Source organism: Devosia sp. 63-57 (assembly GCF_001899045.1).
Taxonomy (GTDB): Bacteria; Pseudomonadota; Alphaproteobacteria; order Rhizobiales; family Devosiaceae; genus Devosia; species Devosia equisanguinis.
The window spans coordinates 927,548-942,302 of sequence record NZ_MKUY01000003.1 but is presented as its reverse complement, the minus strand read 5'-3'; the positions used below and the strand labels follow the sequence as shown (position 1 = coordinate 942,302).

The 14,755-nt window shown below is 61.6% G+C and carries 17 protein-coding genes; 6 read left to right on the top strand and 11 right to left on the bottom strand.

Annotated elements, in window-relative coordinates; genetic code table 11:
• Positions 1 to 89 precede the first annotated feature (89 nt).
• From BGO80_RS04775 to BGO80_RS04740, 8 genes are all read right to left on the bottom strand, one after another.
• Positions 90 to 488 (bottom strand): GFA family protein, encoded by a 399-nt coding sequence (locus BGO80_RS04775; protein WP_286719455.1) that lies wholly within the window; start codon positions 486 to 488, stop codon positions 90 to 92.
• Positions 489 to 681: 193 nt separating this feature from the next.
• Positions 682 to 1,077 (bottom strand): VOC family protein, encoded by a 396-nt coding sequence (locus BGO80_RS04770; RefSeq protein WP_126151138.1) that lies wholly within the window; start codon positions 1,075 to 1,077, stop codon positions 682 to 684.
• 95 nt (positions 1,078 to 1,172) lie between these two features.
• Positions 1,173 to 1,346, bottom strand: coding sequence for a hypothetical protein (locus BGO80_RS04765; RefSeq protein WP_164550399.1), 174 nt, complete (start codon positions 1,344 to 1,346; stop codon positions 1,173 to 1,175).
• A 433-nt stretch (positions 1,347 to 1,779) separates the two neighbouring features.
• A complete protein-coding gene (locus tag BGO80_RS04760) occupies positions 1,780 to 2,799 on the bottom strand; it encodes a TerC family protein (protein ID WP_126151137.1) in 1,020 nt (339 codons plus the stop codon).
• A gap of 549 nt (positions 2,800 to 3,348) precedes the next feature.
• Complete coding sequence (locus tag BGO80_RS04755; protein WP_126151136.1) at positions 3,349 to 3,693, bottom strand: hypothetical protein; 345 nt, start codon at positions 3,691 to 3,693, stop codon at positions 3,349 to 3,351.
• A 31-nt stretch (positions 3,694 to 3,724) separates the two neighbouring features.
• The gene (locus tag BGO80_RS04750; RefSeq protein WP_286719453.1) at positions 3,725 to 4,282 is read right to left on the bottom strand and encodes a MaoC family dehydratase; all 558 of its coding nucleotides are present in this window, start codon (positions 4,280 to 4,282) and stop codon (positions 3,725 to 3,727) included.
• Positions 4,279 to 4,752, bottom strand: coding sequence for a MaoC family dehydratase (locus tag BGO80_RS04745; RefSeq protein WP_286719452.1), 474 nt, complete (start codon positions 4,750 to 4,752; stop codon positions 4,279 to 4,281). Before BGO80_RS04745 ends, BGO80_RS04750 begins: the two co-directional genes overlap by 4 nt.
• A gap of 58 nt (positions 4,753 to 4,810) precedes the next feature.
• Entirely contained in the window at positions 4,811 to 5,677 is an 867-nt protein-coding gene (locus BGO80_RS04740; protein ID WP_286719450.1) for an AraC family transcriptional regulator, read from the bottom strand.
• Between the two features lie 101 nt (positions 5,678 to 5,778).
• Between BGO80_RS04740 and BGO80_RS04735 the strand changes: the two genes are divergently transcribed.
• The 5 genes from BGO80_RS04735 to ychF all read left to right on the top strand — a co-directional run bounded on the left by BGO80_RS04735 (position 5,779) and on the right by ychF (position 10,739).
• Positions 5,779 to 7,233, top strand: a complete 1,455-nt coding sequence (locus BGO80_RS04735) for an alpha-glucosidase/alpha-galactosidase (RefSeq protein ID WP_286719448.1) — start codon at positions 5,779 to 5,781, stop codon at positions 7,231 to 7,233.
• 131 nt (positions 7,234 to 7,364) lie between these two features.
• A complete protein-coding gene (locus BGO80_RS04730; protein WP_286719447.1) occupies positions 7,365 to 7,637 on the top strand; it encodes a CopG family ribbon-helix-helix protein in 273 nt (90 codons plus the stop codon).
• Positions 7,625 to 7,918, top strand: a complete 294-nt coding sequence (locus BGO80_RS04725; protein ID WP_286719445.1) for a type II toxin-antitoxin system RelE/ParE family toxin — start codon at positions 7,625 to 7,627, stop codon at positions 7,916 to 7,918. Before BGO80_RS04730 ends, BGO80_RS04725 begins: the two co-directional genes overlap by 13 nt.
• A gap of 120 nt (positions 7,919 to 8,038) precedes the next feature.
• Complete coding sequence (locus tag BGO80_RS04720; RefSeq protein ID WP_286719444.1) at positions 8,039 to 9,580, top strand: tryptophan halogenase family protein; 1,542 nt, start codon at positions 8,039 to 8,041, stop codon at positions 9,578 to 9,580.
• Positions 9,581 to 9,641: 61 nt separating this feature from the next.
• Complete coding sequence (ychF, locus tag BGO80_RS04715) at positions 9,642 to 10,739, top strand: redox-regulated ATPase YchF (protein ID WP_126151126.1); 1,098 nt, start codon at positions 9,642 to 9,644, stop codon at positions 10,737 to 10,739.
• Positions 10,740 to 10,944: 205 nt separating this feature from the next.
• Here the strand turns inward: ychF and BGO80_RS04710 are convergent, their stop codons facing one another.
• Genes BGO80_RS04710 through BGO80_RS04700 form a run of 3 tightly spaced genes read right to left on the bottom strand, consistent with a single transcriptional unit; the run spans position 10,945 to position 12,437 of the window.
• Entirely contained in the window at positions 10,945 to 11,232 is a 288-nt protein-coding gene (locus BGO80_RS04710) for a type II toxin-antitoxin system RelE/ParE family toxin (protein WP_286719624.1), read from the bottom strand.
• On the bottom strand, positions 11,232 to 11,468 hold the full coding sequence (locus tag BGO80_RS04705; RefSeq protein ID WP_286719442.1) for a ribbon-helix-helix domain-containing protein: 237 nt from the start codon (positions 11,466 to 11,468) through the stop codon (positions 11,232 to 11,234). The genes BGO80_RS04710 and BGO80_RS04705 overlap by 1 nt, the downstream gene beginning before the upstream one ends.
• A gap of 48 nt (positions 11,469 to 11,516) precedes the next feature.
• Positions 11,517 to 12,437, bottom strand: a complete 921-nt coding sequence (locus BGO80_RS04700) for a helix-turn-helix domain-containing protein (protein ID WP_286719440.1) — start codon at positions 12,435 to 12,437, stop codon at positions 11,517 to 11,519.
• Positions 12,438 to 12,650: 213 nt separating this feature from the next.
• Between BGO80_RS04700 and BGO80_RS04695 the strand changes: the two genes are divergently transcribed.
• Positions 12,651 to 14,675 carry an ABC transporter substrate-binding protein gene (locus BGO80_RS04695; protein ID WP_286719622.1) on the top strand — a complete coding sequence of 675 codons (2,025 nt, stop codon included), beginning with the start codon at positions 12,651 to 12,653 and terminating at the stop codon, positions 14,673 to 14,675.
• Positions 14,676 to 14,755: the final 80 nt, after the last annotated feature.

The window sequence follows — 14,755 nt, the reverse complement described above, 5'->3', positions numbered from 1 at the left end:
ACCCCCACCCCGGCCCTCCCCTCAAGGGGGAGGGGGCGATAGGTCCTCATCAACCAGAACGTGAAACGCACTAAGCGCAAAGCGCCGCCTCACCAGCTGCTGCGGCCGTCCACGGCTTCCACCACCACGGCCGACCAGTCGAGATCGTCCACGGTGTTGAGATTGACGGCATAGATGCGTTCGGTCGGCATGCCGCCGGCATTGCCGTCCTTGGGCGTACCATCGGCATTATACATCGACGCCCAGTCCGGCGAATCGCCCCAGGTCTGCATGCCGCATTTACTGCAGAAGTGATGCTGGTTGAGCCCGCTGGCGGAATAGGTTGCGTCGCCATCAAGCGAGACGAAGTCCAGTTCCCCCGGCTTGTAATAGGCCCAGACCGCGCCGGTGCGGGCACAAAAGCTGCAATTGCAGGATTTTGCCTGGCTCGGCTGCGCCGGGAGCGCAATCTTGGTCGAACCGCAATGGCAGGTGGCAATCAGGGGCATGGCGTCTCTCCTCTCGGGACGGATCAACCCTAGCCTCGCCTCGTGACAGCGCCTGTCAGCACGATCCCGAAGGCAACCAGAACCTGAGACGCATCAGCGCCTGGAGGCACCCCCGCCCGCCCTCGGATCAAGTCCGAGGGCGGCACCGTGATGCGGGATAGTCAGATGCCTAAGCAATGCGGGCCCCACCGCCTCAGGCGGCCATGGCCTCGCGGCGGTCGATCAGGCAGAACTGGTTGCCTTCGGGATCGCGCATCACCGTATAGGTGGGCAGGACGCGGTCGACGCTGGCGCCCACCGCCTTGAGGCGTTCCACCTCACTGGCGCGGTCGGAGACGTCGACGTCGAAATGCACCCGATTATTGTCGGGGCGTTGGCCATCGACGTTCTGGAAGCAGATCGAGGGGCCGGGCCCGTCGATCATCACCGTGGTCGGGGCTTCCGGATCCAGCCCCAGGGCCAGGCTCAGGGCGGCATTGGTGGCGGCGTCACTCTGGCGGACGGAATAGCCTTCGAGCAGATTGGCCCAGAAAGCGGCCAAGGTTGTTGGTTCTTCGCAGTCGAAGACGATTTCGTGGATGGCACCCATTGCCGATCTCCTCTGTCGTTCTCCCAATTCGTTAATAAGCAATTGCGGCAAGAGTGGCGCGAGGCCCGACACAGTCGCGCCGGGCCTCTTTTCCATCATTTCTGCTGCGGCTTTTCCAACAGCGCGGCCAAAGGAGGCAGGCTCGCCTCCGGCGGCCGCACGAGCGGATTGGCCTTGGCTTTCGCCGGCGGCGGTATCGGCTTGCCGTGGCGCGGCACATCATGGCTGTGACGCACGGGGAGGGGGCGCTGGAACTGGTTTTTAGGCATGAATTATCCTTTCCCGCCCGGCAGATGGCGCGGGCTGGTCCGATCGACATGAGCGCGCAAGTACGCGCGGTGACTGCGGGAAAAGACGTCGGGCTGGTGGAAAGACGGAGCGCGATACCGAGGCGTTCAAAGGTCAACTCGATGCTCTCCATCCCCCTCGATAATGCGAGAGAGGAAAGAGCTTCGGCTTCAACAGATTTTGAAATGCCTCAGGCGAACCGGTGCACGGTGATCCACAAATGCTCTCGCATCCAATCAGCCACCACGACAGCGTCGCGCACAAGGCGCGGGGCGAGCGTGGCATAGACGTCTGGAGCGGGCTTTCAGATCATTTTCGTGCAGAACCTCCGTGTGGTCCGCAAAGACTAGACAAGCCAAGGGGCCGGCGTCAACCGCCGGCCCCCTATTGTGATCAGCCTGGTCGCCGAGCCGATCAGGGCTCGAGCTGGCCGGTCTTGGGCTCGTCCTCGGCGCTGATATTGGGCTCGTTGCGGGTCTTCCACAGCGAGTAGAGCACGCCGGCGGCCAGGATGCCGATGGTCACGCCCAGCGACAGCATGGTGTCGATCTTGATGTCGAGCGGCACTAGGAAAATCTTGATGCCGATGAGCACCAGGATCACCGCCAGAGATACCTGCAGGTAGCGGAAGCGGTTCATGGCCGCTGCGAGGGCGAAATAGAGCGCGCGCAGGCCCAGGATAGCGAAGATGTTCGAGGTATAGACGATGAAAGTGTCCTGGGTGACCGCGAACACCGCCGGCACGGAGTCGACGGCAAAGATCAGGTCGACGATCTCGACCATGATCAGCGCCACGCCGAGCGGGGTCAGCCACAGCACCAGTTTGCCGGTCTTCTTGTCGGGCTCGCGCACCATGAAATTGCGGCCGCGCAGCGCATCGGTGATGCGGAACCGCTTGCGCAGGAACTTGAAGATGCCGTTCTTTTCGAGATCCGGCTCCTCGTCCTGGTGGCTGAACATCTTGATGCCGGTGAACACCAGGAAGGCGCCGAAGATGAAGAGGATCCAGTCGAACTGATGCACCAGGGCTGCACCGACGCCGATGAGCACAGCGCGGAACAGGATCACGCCCAGAATGCCCCAGAACAGCACGCGGTGCTGGTAAAGCCTTGGAATACCGAGGAAACCGAAAATGGTGGCGATGACGAACATGTTGTCCATCGCCAATGATTGCTCGATCAGATAGCCGGTATAAAACTCGAGACCGGCCTGCGCGCCACGCTGGAACCAGACCCAGACGCCGAACAACAGCGCAATGGTGACGTAGAAGCCATAGAGCAGCAGGCTCTCCTTGGCTTCGATCTCGTGCTCATCGCGATGCAGCACGCCGAGGTCGAAAACAAGCAAGCCGATAACGATCGCGATGAACGCGACCCAGAAATAGACGGGGGTACCGAGAAAATCGCCCGATAGGGCGGCAAGTAGCGATTCCATCGCCGGACCTTCTCCATGTAATAGGTGGAGTAACTCCGACATCGCCATGGAGAGTCCATGACCAGAGGGGCCCGGCGTTACGCGATGAAAATGCGCGAAATCGCCGAAAGTTTCAAGCCCCCTCGCTGTGCGAAGCGGTTTCCGCCTGCTGCCAATGCGCCGATCTGGCCAGGACGTTCGGGCCAAAATACTGGCGCACAACAAGATTTGACGTCAGCATGGGTCATCAGCAGATCGCTCATCCTGCCCCAAGGCTATCGCATATGGTCTTCAGCGCTGCCCCCCAACGATCGGCAGCGCAACTTGGCGCTTTGTATTGGGACGGTGCTTCCCATCCACCGATCCGCCCTCGGGCTGCGTTGTGGGTCGGGCACGACGTGCCAAGACGGAGCTGCAGCGCGCGCCCTGCCGAGCTCAGGCTGTTTTTTTGGCAATATCTGTCTCAGTACGCGATGCGGCTCCTCCCCCTTCTTCAGGGGGAGGCTGGGTGGGGGTGTGCAGAGCGCTCAATGGGCCGCTAACGCCCCATCAATCCGAACCTGAAGCGATTTAGCGCGGCGTGCAGAGCATGACGATCGCCTGCGCGGTTTCCAGCTGCAGGGCGACGCCATAGGTGGGGTCGCTGACGGTGCGGCCGGCCTGGATACCGGCATTGGCGCGCAGATTGCCATCATTGAGGCCGACGCCATCCTGGTAGGGGGTCAGCGTGCCGGTGCCGGAATTGGGGTCGCCGACGGTGCGTGAGGCCCAGCCATAGACATTGCCATAGATGGTCAGGATGCCGGCGCGATTGGTGGTCGCGTCGCGACAGCTCCAATTGCCTTGGTAGGTCTGGGCCAGAGCAGGCGCAGCGGAAAGGGCGGTGATGGCAAGGCAAAGGGCGAATCGGCGCATGGATGCAGAGTGCCGATGCGGCCCCGGGCTTTCAAGAGCCTCGCTGCAATATGCGCGCCATTCCCGGCACCTTGGCCAGCATCAACATCAGCCGCACTCCCAGCGGCATGCGATAGTCGCGCAGCTTGGAGAAGCCGACAATCTCGGCCTGGTAGACCAGTTCGTCGCGCTGGTTCACTGCCGTCAGGCGATTGATCAGCAGTCCCCAGCCCGGCAGCGAATTGGATGGCCGCTTGCTCGTCACCACCAGCTGGTAGCTGACCGTGTCTCCCGGCCGAACCGGCGCCTTGAATTCCATCGAATTGACGCCGGGGGAGGGCCCCGAGACGCCCGGCGAGCGCCCCTCGGCCCGCAGCCGTTCGGCTTCGGCGTCGAGTGCGTCCACCATCTTGCGATGCCCGATGCTCACCGTGTGCCAGCCGCTGGCGATCAACCCGCCGAAATGGCTCTCCTTGGCCAGTTCGGGGTCGATATGAAAATACTGCGGATCATATTGGGTGGCGAAGCGGATGATTTCGTCCTGGGTGAATGTATGGTCGCCCAGCGCAAACTCTTCATCGATGACGATATCCTCGAACCAGCGGGTCATGCCGCGACCTCCCGGCATTCGACCAGATTGGCGAGGCGCATGGTCATCACCGGCTCGTTCTTCTGGTTGCGGATGTCGAAGTCGAGCGTGACAATGCCCCATTGTGGCTGACTGCCCGACCGCCGGAGATCAACGATGGTGACCGTGCCGCCAATGGTGTCGCCCACCATGACCGGTTTTTTCCATTTGAGGTCGGTAAATCCCAGCCCGCCGCAGGACGCGATCCTGGACAGAAAGCTGTCGACCAGCATGCGCAGGCTGAGCCCGCCCGTCTGCCAGCCGCTCGAGGCCAGCCCGCCCAACAGGCTCGCCTTGGCCGCCGCCTCGTCGAGGTGAAAGGGCAGGGGGTCGAATTCCCGCGCAAAGGTGACGATCATGTCCTTGGTAACCGTGGTGCGGCCAAGGGTGATCACTTCGCCAATGGCGAGGTCTTCGAAATGGCGGCGATCTTTGGTTACAGCATTGGTCATTGTCTTGCCCTATACGTCAACCGTGGTTTTGCCATGCTGGCCCGCGCAGGGCAAGTCGCTAGCCTGCTTCCTGGCGGGTGGCGCGAAACTGCAGCGGCGACAGCCCGCGCGCGCGTCGAAAGGCTTTAGCCAGATAATTGCCATCGGCAAAGCCCGTGGCGCGCGCAATCTCGGTCACCGTCATTTCCGTTGCCAGCAGCAGGCGCTCGATGCGGTCCAGCCGCCGGGCATGCACATAGTCCGATGGCGATATCCCGGTGGCCGCCGAGAAGCGCCGCACGAAATGCGCGCGCGACATTTCGGCCAGCGATGCAAGGCGCTCGACCTGCAGCGGCGCTGACAGATTGGCGTCGATATAGGCGGTGACTCGTGCAATTGCCGCCGGCAGTTCCCGCTCGGGCAGGGGCCGCGCCGCAAAGGCGGCGTCGTGCAGTGCCGACATGGCAGCATAGGCGGCGGACGAAGCGGCGCCTGGCGTCGGGTCGGGCAAAGTGAGAATATCGAGACAGGCCGCTGCCAGCCGGTCGACCAGTCCGGAACCTGGTTTCAGCACCGGCCCGGCGCCGTCGAGTATTTCCCGCGCCAGGCGCAGGGCCTCGCGGCCATTGAGCAGCAGCCAGAAATACTCCCAGTGTCCGCCCCGCTCGAGCCAATAGCGGTGGGCATGCGGCATGGTCACCAGCATGGTGTCGCCCGGCGTCAGGCGGAATTGGGTGCCGGCATAATCAAGCCGTCCTTCGCCCACCGTGGTGTGCTGGATCACGAGGAAAGGCGCGGTGCCGCGGTTCAGCCCGTCCCAGGAATAGACTTCGTTCATGCGCTGCTCATAGCCGGCGCTGACGGCCATGCAATGCAGCGGCGCGACGCTGCGCGGCAGCTCCACGCGGCGCAGGTCATGACCGTGATCGAGAAGATGTTTGAGCACAAAATTACCCGGGTTCGCACAAGCTTTCTCTACACCGTCCGCCGCGTTGACGCTAGCAATAGCGACAGAAGTCAGGGTGCGCGGCACCATGGGAGGATTGCATGTCGTTCAAGGTCACAGTCATCGGCGCGGGATCGGTGGGGTTCACCAAGACCCTGATTTCCGACCTCTTGAAAGTTCCTGAATTCGCCGGGTGTGAATTCGCGCTCACCGATATCAACCCGCACAATCTTGACATGGTGAAGCAGATCATCGAGACCATCGTCTCGGTCAACAAGCTGCCGGCCAAAGTTACCGCCACCACCGATCGCCGTGCCGCCCTCACTGGCGCGCGCTATGTCATGAGCTGCGTCCGCGTCGGCGGCCTCGAGGCCTTCGCCACCGATATTTCAATCCCGCTCAAATATGGCGTCGATCAGTGCGTGGGCGACACCATTTGCGCCGGCGGCATTCTCTATGGTCAGCGCAACATTCCGGTCATTCTCGACTTCTGCAAGGATATTCGCGAGGTCGCGGAGCCTGGCGCGCTGTTCCTCAACTATGCCAATCCCATGGCGATGAACACCTGGGCTGCCGATCTCTATGGCGGCGTCAATGTCGTCGGTCTCTGCCACGGCGTGCAGCACGGCGCGCATCAGATTGCCGAGGTGCTTGGTGTCACCGATGACGAGCTCGACTATGTCTGCTCGGGCATCAATCACCAGACCTGGTATATCGATATCCGCGCCAAGGGCCGGAAGATCGAAAAGGACGAGCTGATCGCCGGCTTCGAGGCGCATCCGGTCTATTCCAAGACCGAGAAGGTGCGCATCGACGTGCTCAAGCGCTTCGGCGTCTATTCCACCGAGAGCAATGGCCACCTTTCCGAATACCTGCCCTGGTATCGTAAGCGTCCGGACGAGATCAATCGCTGGATCGATATGAGCCACTGGATCCATGGCGAAACCGGCGGCTATCTCCGCTACTCCACCGAGCGCCGTAACTGGTTCGAGACCGATTTCCCGGTGTTCAAGCAGGAAGCCGCCAAGCCGCTGAGCGAATACAAGCGCACCAGCGAGCATGCCAGCTACATCATCGAGGCCATCGAAACCGGCCGCCCCTATCGCGGCCACTTCAATCGCCGCAACAACGGTATCATCACCAATCTGCCTGACGACGCCATCATCGAGAGCCCCGGCTATGTCGATCGCTTCGGCATCAACATGATCGAGGGCATCACCCTGCCGACCGCCTGCGCCGCCACCTGCTCGGTGTCGGTTTCGGTGCAGCGTCTGTCGGTTGAGGCCGCCATGACGGGCGATATCGAGACGCTCAAGCTGGCCGTGCTGCACGATCCGCTGGTCGGCGCCATCTGCACGCCCGACGAAGTCTGGGCCATGGTCGATGAAATGGTGGTGGCGCAGGCCGAGTGGCTGCCGCAATTCGCCGACGCCGTGCCTGCGGCCAGGGAGCGCGTTGCCAAGTCCACGGTCAAGACCCGCGACTGGGACGGCGCCGCCCGCAAGCGCGTCCGCTCGGTCGAAGAACTCCGCGAACTGGGCAGCGCCCATAGCTGACAGACGCGACCTCCAAGCATCAATGGGCTCCGGCGAAAGTCGGGGCCACTTGTATTTATGAGCGCCGAATTTCAGCTTTGGCGTTATGGCATCATGATATATGGTATCAAAAGGTAATACCGGAGGTCGGCATGGCCGTTTCTGTCAAACTCGACGACGATATGCGCGAGCGCATCCAGGCGCTGGCCGAGAGCAAGCAGCGTTCGGCGCACTGGATCATGCGCGAAGCCATCCGGGGTTATGTGGAGCGCGAGGAGGCTCGCCGTCGGTTCGATGAAGCTACGGTAGAAGCACTTGAGGAATTTGAGGCAACGGGGCTTCATTTGACGGCGGAGGAGGTTTTTGGGTGGCTTGACACGTGGGGTACTGACGAGGAGACAGAGGCGCCCCCTTGCCACACCTGAACTTTTCCATTGCCGCTCAACGAGACCTCGAGCGCACGCGCAAATTTCTGTCCGAGAAAAATCCGTCTGCAGCGAAGCGAGCGTCTCAGGCGATCAAGGCGCATACCAAAGCTTTGGCATCGGCCCCTGAAATTGGTCGTCCGCATCCGACGCTAGCCGATATCCGCGAGCTGATCATTCCGTTTGGCGATGGTGGCTACATAGCGCGCTATCGGTATTACCCTGAACAGGACGCGGTCTATATCCTGCGTATCTGGCATCAGCGTGAAGCTGAACGCTAACAGCGCGACGCCGGCTTATTCGAGTTCCGTGCTACAAGGTCCGGCTTTCTAAGAACTGGTACCGTCTGTCTTGTCGCCCATCCCGCCGCCCCATAGCTTCATTGCAGGGAGGAACGCGGCATGGATATACCAGCCCATTTTGTCATCGTCGGCGGCGGCACGGCCGGGTGGATCGCGGCCTTCATCATTCAGGACGAGGCGCGGCGGCGCGGGCTGAATTTCCGGATTTCCGTGGTCGAAAGTTCGCGCATTCCCACGGTCGGCGTCGGCGAGGCGACCACCGCGGCCTTTCGCGTGCTGCTGAAACATTTCGGCATCGACGAGTTCGAGTTCTTCCGCAAGACCGATGCCAGCTTCAAGCTGGGCATTCGCCACGAAGACTGGCGCCGCAAGGGGTTTACCTATTACGGCCCCATCGATGACCCGCATCAGGTGGTTCAGTCGCCGCCGGGGGCGCCTAGCGACTATCTCAATGTGTATGCCGTTGCCGCGGGCCGGGCGGTGCAGGACATGCATCTGTTCCAGCCGTTGCTCGAACAGAAGAAAGCACCCTATGGCAGAAAAGCCGACGGCTCGCTGATCCCGCTGGGGCCGTTCCATCACGCCTTCCATTTCGATCAGGCATTGGTGGGCAAATTCTTCGCATCCAAATCCAAAGGCGTCGACAAGGTCGATGCACAGGTGGAAGGCGTCGAGCGGGATGGAGAAACCGGCGATATCACCGCATTGGTGCTGGACGACAATGCACGCCTCGAGGGCGATTTCTTCATCGACGCCACCGGCTTTCGCAAGCAGATCATAGTCAAGGCGCTCGAGGCGCCCTGGGTCAGCTATGCCCATGAATTGCCGGTCAACCGGGCGCTGCCGTTCTGGGTGGATGTAAAGCCCGGCGAGGAATTGGCCAATTATACCCGCGCCTGGGCGCAGAGTTCGGGCTGGATGTGGCAGATTCCGACGCGCACCCGCTATGGCTGCGGCTATGTCTATTCCGACGAATTCTCGACGCCCGAGCAGGCCAAGGACGAAGTCGAGCGCGTGCTGGGCCACGAGATCGAGGTGCGCGGCGATATCCGCTTCCAGATCGGCCGGCTGGAAAAGGCCTGGATCGGCAATTGCGTTGCCGTCGGGCTCTCCTCGAGCTTTCTCGAGCCGCTCGAATCCACCTCCATTCACGGCACTATCGTACAGATGATGCTGTTCGCGCAGCGTTACATGGACCATCCCAACCGTATCAGTCCTGCTGCCCGCGACGATTACAATGCCCGCGTCGGCCGACAGGTCGATGACTTCCGCACCTTCGTCAACACGCACTATGTCACCGAGCGCGACGACACGCCGTTCTGGCGCGAGGTGCGCGCCAACCGCATCCATCCCGAGACCAGGGAGCGACTGGCGCGTTGGTCGCGGGAAATGCCGCGCAACGACCACTTCCCCAACTATCTCGGCGGCTTGCCGCATATCGAGACCCAACTGCATTATCCCGTGCTCAATGGGTTGGGCCTGCTCGATCAAAACCTGGCGCGGCGGGAAATGGAGGCCGATCCGAAGCTACGCCGTTTTGCCCAGCAGACCTTTGATGGTCTGGTCAAGGAATACCGCGCCGCCGCCAAGCAGGCGCTCGGCCATGCCGAGTTTTTGCGGATCGTGCAGGAGATGGGGTGATTAGGTTGACATCGCGGCCGATACGACCCAATTGGAGCCCAACCAATTCCCGGAGACACCCATGGGCTTCAAGATGGGCATTGTCGGCCTGCCGAATGTCGGCAAGTCGACGCTTTTTAATGCATTGACCCGCACCGCCGCCGCGGCGGCCGCCAATTTCCCGTTCTGCACCATCGAGCCCAATGTGGGCGAGGTGCCGGTGCCCGACAAGCGCCTGGAAAAGCTCGCCCAGATCGGCAAGTCGATCAATGTGCAGCCGGCGCGCATGAGCTTTGTCGACATTGCGGGCCTGGTAAAGGGCGCCTCCAAGGGTGAGGGCCTGGGCAATCAGTTCCTCGCCAATATCCGCGAATGCGACGCCATCGCCTATGTGCTGCGCTGCTTTGAAGACAGCAACATTATCCACGTTGCCAATCGAGTCGATCCGCTGGCCGATGCCGAAGTGGTCGAGACCGAGTTGATGCTGGCCGATCTCGAAAGCCTCGAAAAGCGCCGTGCCGGCGTCGAAAAGAAGGCCAAGGGCAATGACAAGGACGCCAAGACCACGCTCGATCTCATCGATCGGGCGCTGGTGCTGTTGCGCGACGGCAAGTCGGCGCGCTTCGTCGAGCGCTCCAACGAGGAGGAAAAGGCCTTCCAGGAGCTGCAGCTCCTCACCTCCAAGCCCGTGCTCTATGTCTGCAATGTCGATGAAGGCTCGGCCGAAGCCGGCAATGCCATGAGCGCCAAGGTCGCCGACTATGCCAAGGCCAACGATGCCGGTGTCGTGGTGATATCTGCCGAAATCGAGAGCCAGTTGGCCCAGCTCCCCGATGCCGAACAGGCCGAATATCTCGAAAGCCTCGGCCTGCACGAGCCGGGCCTTAATCGCCTGATCCGCGAAGCTTACGATCTTCTGGGCCTGCAGACCTATTTCACTGTCGGTCCCAAGGAAAGCCGTGCCTGGACCATCCACAAGGGCGACAAGGCCCCGCAGGCGGCCGGCGTCATCCATACCGATTTCGAGCGCGGCTTCATCCGCGCCCAGACCATCGCCTATGACGATTTCGTCGCGCTTGGCGGCGAAGTCGCGGCCAAGGAAGCCGGCAAGGCCCGCGATGAAGGCAAGGAATATGTCGTCAAGGACGGCGATGTGATGCTGTTCAAGTTTAACACTTAAGCGCGTGCCGCTCCGCGGCAAAATCCCTCCAGTGGAGGGATTTTAGCGCTTAAGGCCACGAGACTTCGGCGTGTGTCCGCTTGGACAAGCATCGCCAGTGGCGATGCGCAAACGCCGAAGGCCGCGAGAGCTACGCTCGAGTGGCAGCTCGAATGGCACGAAGGCTGAGCAAATACGGACCGGACCGCCTGCAAGCAGCAGCCTTTTACCCGAAATCTTCTGGCCAGTCCCTGGCGGTGTGCATCACCGCCAGGACTTCGACATCGTCCCGGATGCGATAGGCGACAATATAGGGCAAGTCGGCAAAGACCAGTTCGCGGGTGTCTTTTACCCTGCCCATGCGGCTTGCCGAAGGATTGTCGGCGAGAATGCGCTCCGTGCGCTCATGTAAGGTGTTGACCAGCCTGAAGGCCGCTGTTGGGCTTTCCGCCGCGACATAGCCACCGATCTCTTCAAGGTCGCGCAGGGCCGGAATTGTCCAGCGCACGCGCATCATGCTGGACGAAATTTGCTCAGCACGGCGTTGATATCCTTGTCGTGGGCGAACTCTCCCGCATCGGCAGCAGCAATCCCGGCCGCCACCCGCTCGACAAAGCGCTCCTGCCACTCCAGCGAATGACCGTTCTGCAGTGCATCGGCGATGATTTCTGATGGGCTCAGCCGCGTCCGCTCCGCGATCGCAGCGACGCGGGCCTCAAGTTCTGGCGTGATATGGACCGTAACGCTCATGAAGAGAATATGGTCTGTTTCAGCAGCTTTGGAAAGCCATCCGCCCGACTACCCAATCGTGTCCTTGCGCATCTGGCTCGGCGTCATCCCATAGGCATTGCGGAAATGCTCGTAAAACTGGGTCTGGCTGACAAAGCCGGATTGAAACGCGACATTGGCGATGGAGAGGCTGCCATCGAATAGCAGCGAGCGGGCGCGGATCAGGCGCATGCGGGTGACGAATTTCTGCACCGAGATGTGCATCACTTTGGTGAAGAGGTTGGTGGCATAGTTGGGGTGCAGTCCCACCACCTTGGCGATCTCCTCGGCCGATAGCGTATCGGTGATGTTCTCGACAATATGGCGCACCATGCGCACCACATAGCGCACCGGGGTCGAGGTGCGGGTGCGCGTGCCCGAGCGTTCCACCCAGGCCGGCAACAGCGTGTCCCAGCCGGTAATGGCGGCGCGGCGGAACATGGTGCCGATCTCGGCGCGCACCAGGTCGGTGCGCAGAGAATTGCCGCTGCGATAATCGGCATGCCAGCGTTCGAGCGTGTCGAGCCCGATGCATTCGGGCGATAGCTGGATGACGCCGCCGCCCATCAGCGTCTCGGTCAGCCGGCCCAGTTGCGGCATTTCGAGAAAAGCGTCCATGGGCAGGTAGATATTGAGCTGCTTGCCATCGCCCACCGCGCGCAGGTCGGTGGTCTGGTGCGGAATGCCGGCCCAGAAGGCGATGAGCCGGTCCGGCCCCACGGTCACCGGGCCGCCATCGAAGACGTAGTCCATCTCGCCCTGGGTCAGCCAGTTGAATTCGATATGTCCATGGGTGTGCGGCTGGGCCATGATCTGGGGCGCAAAGGCGCGAATGCCGAAGCGGCCGAAGGCCTTGCCGGTGGCATAAAAGCGCCGGTCCGGCCTTGGGGTGGGGCGGGGCGGTTTCTCGCGCGCCGAGGTGGGTACCCTGCCGATTTCCTCTTCAATCATACTTTTGCGCTCGATCTTAGAAACCCGGAACTAGTCTCTATCATTCCGGATTGTTTCCCGCGTGGCAAGGCGTAGGCTTTGCTCATGCACGGGGAATGGCCGAGGGAGTGAGCGGCCACGACAGCAATGTCGCCAGCCCGGCAAAAATGGGAGGTTCTATTGAGAAAGCCTATCTATGCCCTTGGCGGGGCAGGACTTTTGCTGTCCGTTTCCATGCTGGCCCTGCCGGCGCAGGAGCTGACCGGCGAGCTACCCGATCCGCCGGAGTTTGCCGCGCAGAGCGAGCCGGTCTTTGTCAGCATTTCTGACATCCAGGAATACAAGGCGCTGCCGGAATATCACGAGCCCGATTGGGTGACCTCGAAATATGTCGATGCCGGCACGCTGCCGCCCGTCGCCGAGCGCCTGCCCAAGGAGCCGCTGGTCTACAAGGCCGGCAATATGCCCGACGGCATTGGTGTTTATGGCGACACCATGCGCCACGTCATCGGCGGCCGGCCGGAAGGCTGGAACTATATTGGCGGCCAGAGCCAGGGCTGGGGCGGCATCGATATCGGGCTTTCCGAATGTCTGACGCGCACCGGTCCTTTGTTCATGGTCAAGGCCGACGAGCTCGAGCCGATGCCGAACCTGGCCAAGAGCTGGGAATGGTCCGAGGACGGCAAGGAACTGACCATGCACCTGATCGAGGGTGCGAAATGGTCCGACGGCGATCCGTTCGACAGCGAAGACGTGATGTTCTACTGGAACGACAACGTCAACGATCCCAATGTCACCCCGCTCAACGGCGCGACGCCCGAATCCTTCGGCGTGGGCACGACGCTTGAGGCCATTGACGCCTACACCATCAAGTGGACGTTCCAGGAAGCCTTCCCCACCCAATATCTCTACACTATGGCCTATGGCACCTTCTGCCCGGGCCCCAGCCACATGCTGAAACCGCAGCATCCGAAATACTCGAGCAATACCTACGAGCAGTACAAGAACGCCTTCCCGCCCGAATATATGAACATGCCGGTCATGGGCGCCTGGGTGCCGGTGGAATACCGGCCGGACGACATCATCGTCATGCGCCGCAACCCCTATTACTGGAAGGTCGACGAAAACGGTAACCAGCTGCCCTATCTCAACGAGATGCATTATCGCCTCTCGACCTGGGCCGATCGTGATGTTCAGGCCGTGGCCGGCTCGGGCGACTTCTCCAACCTCGAACAGGCTGAAAGTTATGTGGAATCCCTGCGCCGCTCGGCCGAGGAAGCCGCTCCGGCCCGCCTGCAGTTCGGTGCCCGCACCATCGGCTATGCGCTGCGCATGAACTTCTCGGCCAATGGCTGGGGTGAGCCCGATGCCCGTGCCCAGGCCGTGCGCGAGCTCAACCGCAATCTCGACTTCCGCAAGGCCGTCTCCATCGCGCTGGATCGTCAGCGGCTGGGCGACTCGCTGGTGCGGGGTCCGTTCACCGCCATCTATCCGGGCGGCCTCTATGCCGGCACCACCTACTACGACAAGGACTCGACCGTCTATTATCCCTACAATCTGGAAGCGGCCAACAAGCTGCTCGACGATCTCGGGCTGATCGACACCGATGGCAATGGAATCCGCAACTTCCCCGCCGGCACCGCCAATGGCGCCGATGTGGAGATCACCGTCCTCGCCAATTCCGATTATGGCACCGACAGCAATCTGGCCGAAGGCGTCATCGCCCAGATGGAGCCGCTGGGGCTGCGCGTCATCGGCAATCTGCAGCAGGGCACGGCGCGTGACGACATGGCCCAGGCCGGCACTTTCGACTGGTCGGTGGAACGCCAGACCGCTGAAATGGTCGCGGTGGTGCAGAATACGGCGGCACTCGCGCCGACCGGTCCGCGCATCTTCCCGTTCCATCGTGCGGGTTCCGACGGCACACTCGATCTCCTGCCATTCGAGCAGGAACTGGTCGATGTAGTGAACCAGTTCATCGCCACCAGCGACAATGCCGAACGCGCAGAGTTGATGAAGCAGTATCAGCGCATTTTCACCGAAAATGTCTATTCGGTGGGCCTCACCCAATATCCGGGTGCGCTGATCATCAACAAGCGCTTTGCCAATATCCCGGCCGGTGCTCCGATCTTCATGTTCAACTGGGCTGAAGACAACATCATCCGTGAGCGTGTCTTCGTGCCGGAAGACAAGCAGGGCAATTACGAACTGCATCCGGAAACGCTTCCGGGCGAGCCTGGCGGCGCCGGCGCCGTCTGATCGCAATCCATGAGGGGCGGTTCGCGCCGCCCCTCTTCCTCCTGACCTCCATCGGGGGCGGGCCAGGCTGACCCAACTCG

Excerpts from the sequence above, each read along its gene's own strand:
- BGO80_RS04775 (WP_286719455.1), bottom strand. The coding sequence starts at position 488 with ATGCCCCTGATTGCCACCTGCCATTGCGGTTCGACCAAGATTGCGCTC.
- BGO80_RS04770 (WP_126151138.1), bottom strand. The coding sequence starts at position 1,077 with ATGGGTGCCATCCACGAAATCGTCTTCGACTGCGAAGAACCAACAACC.
- BGO80_RS04765 (WP_164550399.1), bottom strand. The coding sequence starts at position 1,346 with ATGCCTAAAAACCAGTTCCAGCGCCCCCTCCCCGTGCGTCACAGCCAT.
- BGO80_RS04760 (WP_126151137.1), bottom strand. The coding sequence starts at position 2,799 with ATGGAATCGCTACTTGCCGCCCTATCGGGCGATTTTCTCGGTACCCCC.
- BGO80_RS04755 (WP_126151136.1), bottom strand. The coding sequence starts at position 3,693 with ATGCGCCGATTCGCCCTTTGCCTTGCCATCACCGCCCTTTCCGCTGCG.
- BGO80_RS04750 (WP_286719453.1), bottom strand. The coding sequence starts at position 4,282 with ATGACCCGCTGGTTCGAGGATATCGTCATCGATGAAGAGTTTGCGCTG.
- BGO80_RS04745 (WP_286719452.1), bottom strand. The coding sequence starts at position 4,752 with ATGACCAATGCTGTAACCAAAGATCGCCGCCATTTCGAAGACCTCGCC.
- BGO80_RS04735 (WP_286719448.1), top strand. The coding sequence starts at position 5,779 with ATGTCGTTCAAGGTCACAGTCATCGGCGCGGGATCGGTGGGGTTCACC.
- BGO80_RS04730 (WP_286719447.1), top strand. The coding sequence starts at position 7,365 with ATGGCCGTTTCTGTCAAACTCGACGACGATATGCGCGAGCGCATCCAG.
- BGO80_RS04720 (WP_286719444.1), top strand. The coding sequence starts at position 8,039 with ATGGATATACCAGCCCATTTTGTCATCGTCGGCGGCGGCACGGCCGGG.
- ychF (WP_126151126.1), top strand. The coding sequence starts at position 9,642 with ATGGGCTTCAAGATGGGCATTGTCGGCCTGCCGAATGTCGGCAAGTCG.
- BGO80_RS04710 (WP_286719624.1), bottom strand. The coding sequence starts at position 11,232 with ATGCGCGTGCGCTGGACAATTCCGGCCCTGCGCGACCTTGAAGAGATC.
- BGO80_RS04705 (WP_286719442.1), bottom strand. The coding sequence starts at position 11,468 with ATGAGCGTTACGGTCCATATCACGCCAGAACTTGAGGCCCGCGTCGCT.
- BGO80_RS04700 (WP_286719440.1), bottom strand. The coding sequence starts at position 12,437 with ATGATTGAAGAGGAAATCGGCAGGGTACCCACCTCGGCGCGCGAGAAA.
- BGO80_RS04695 (WP_286719622.1), top strand. The coding sequence starts at position 12,651 with ATGCTGGCCCTGCCGGCGCAGGAGCTGACCGGCGAGCTACCCGATCCG.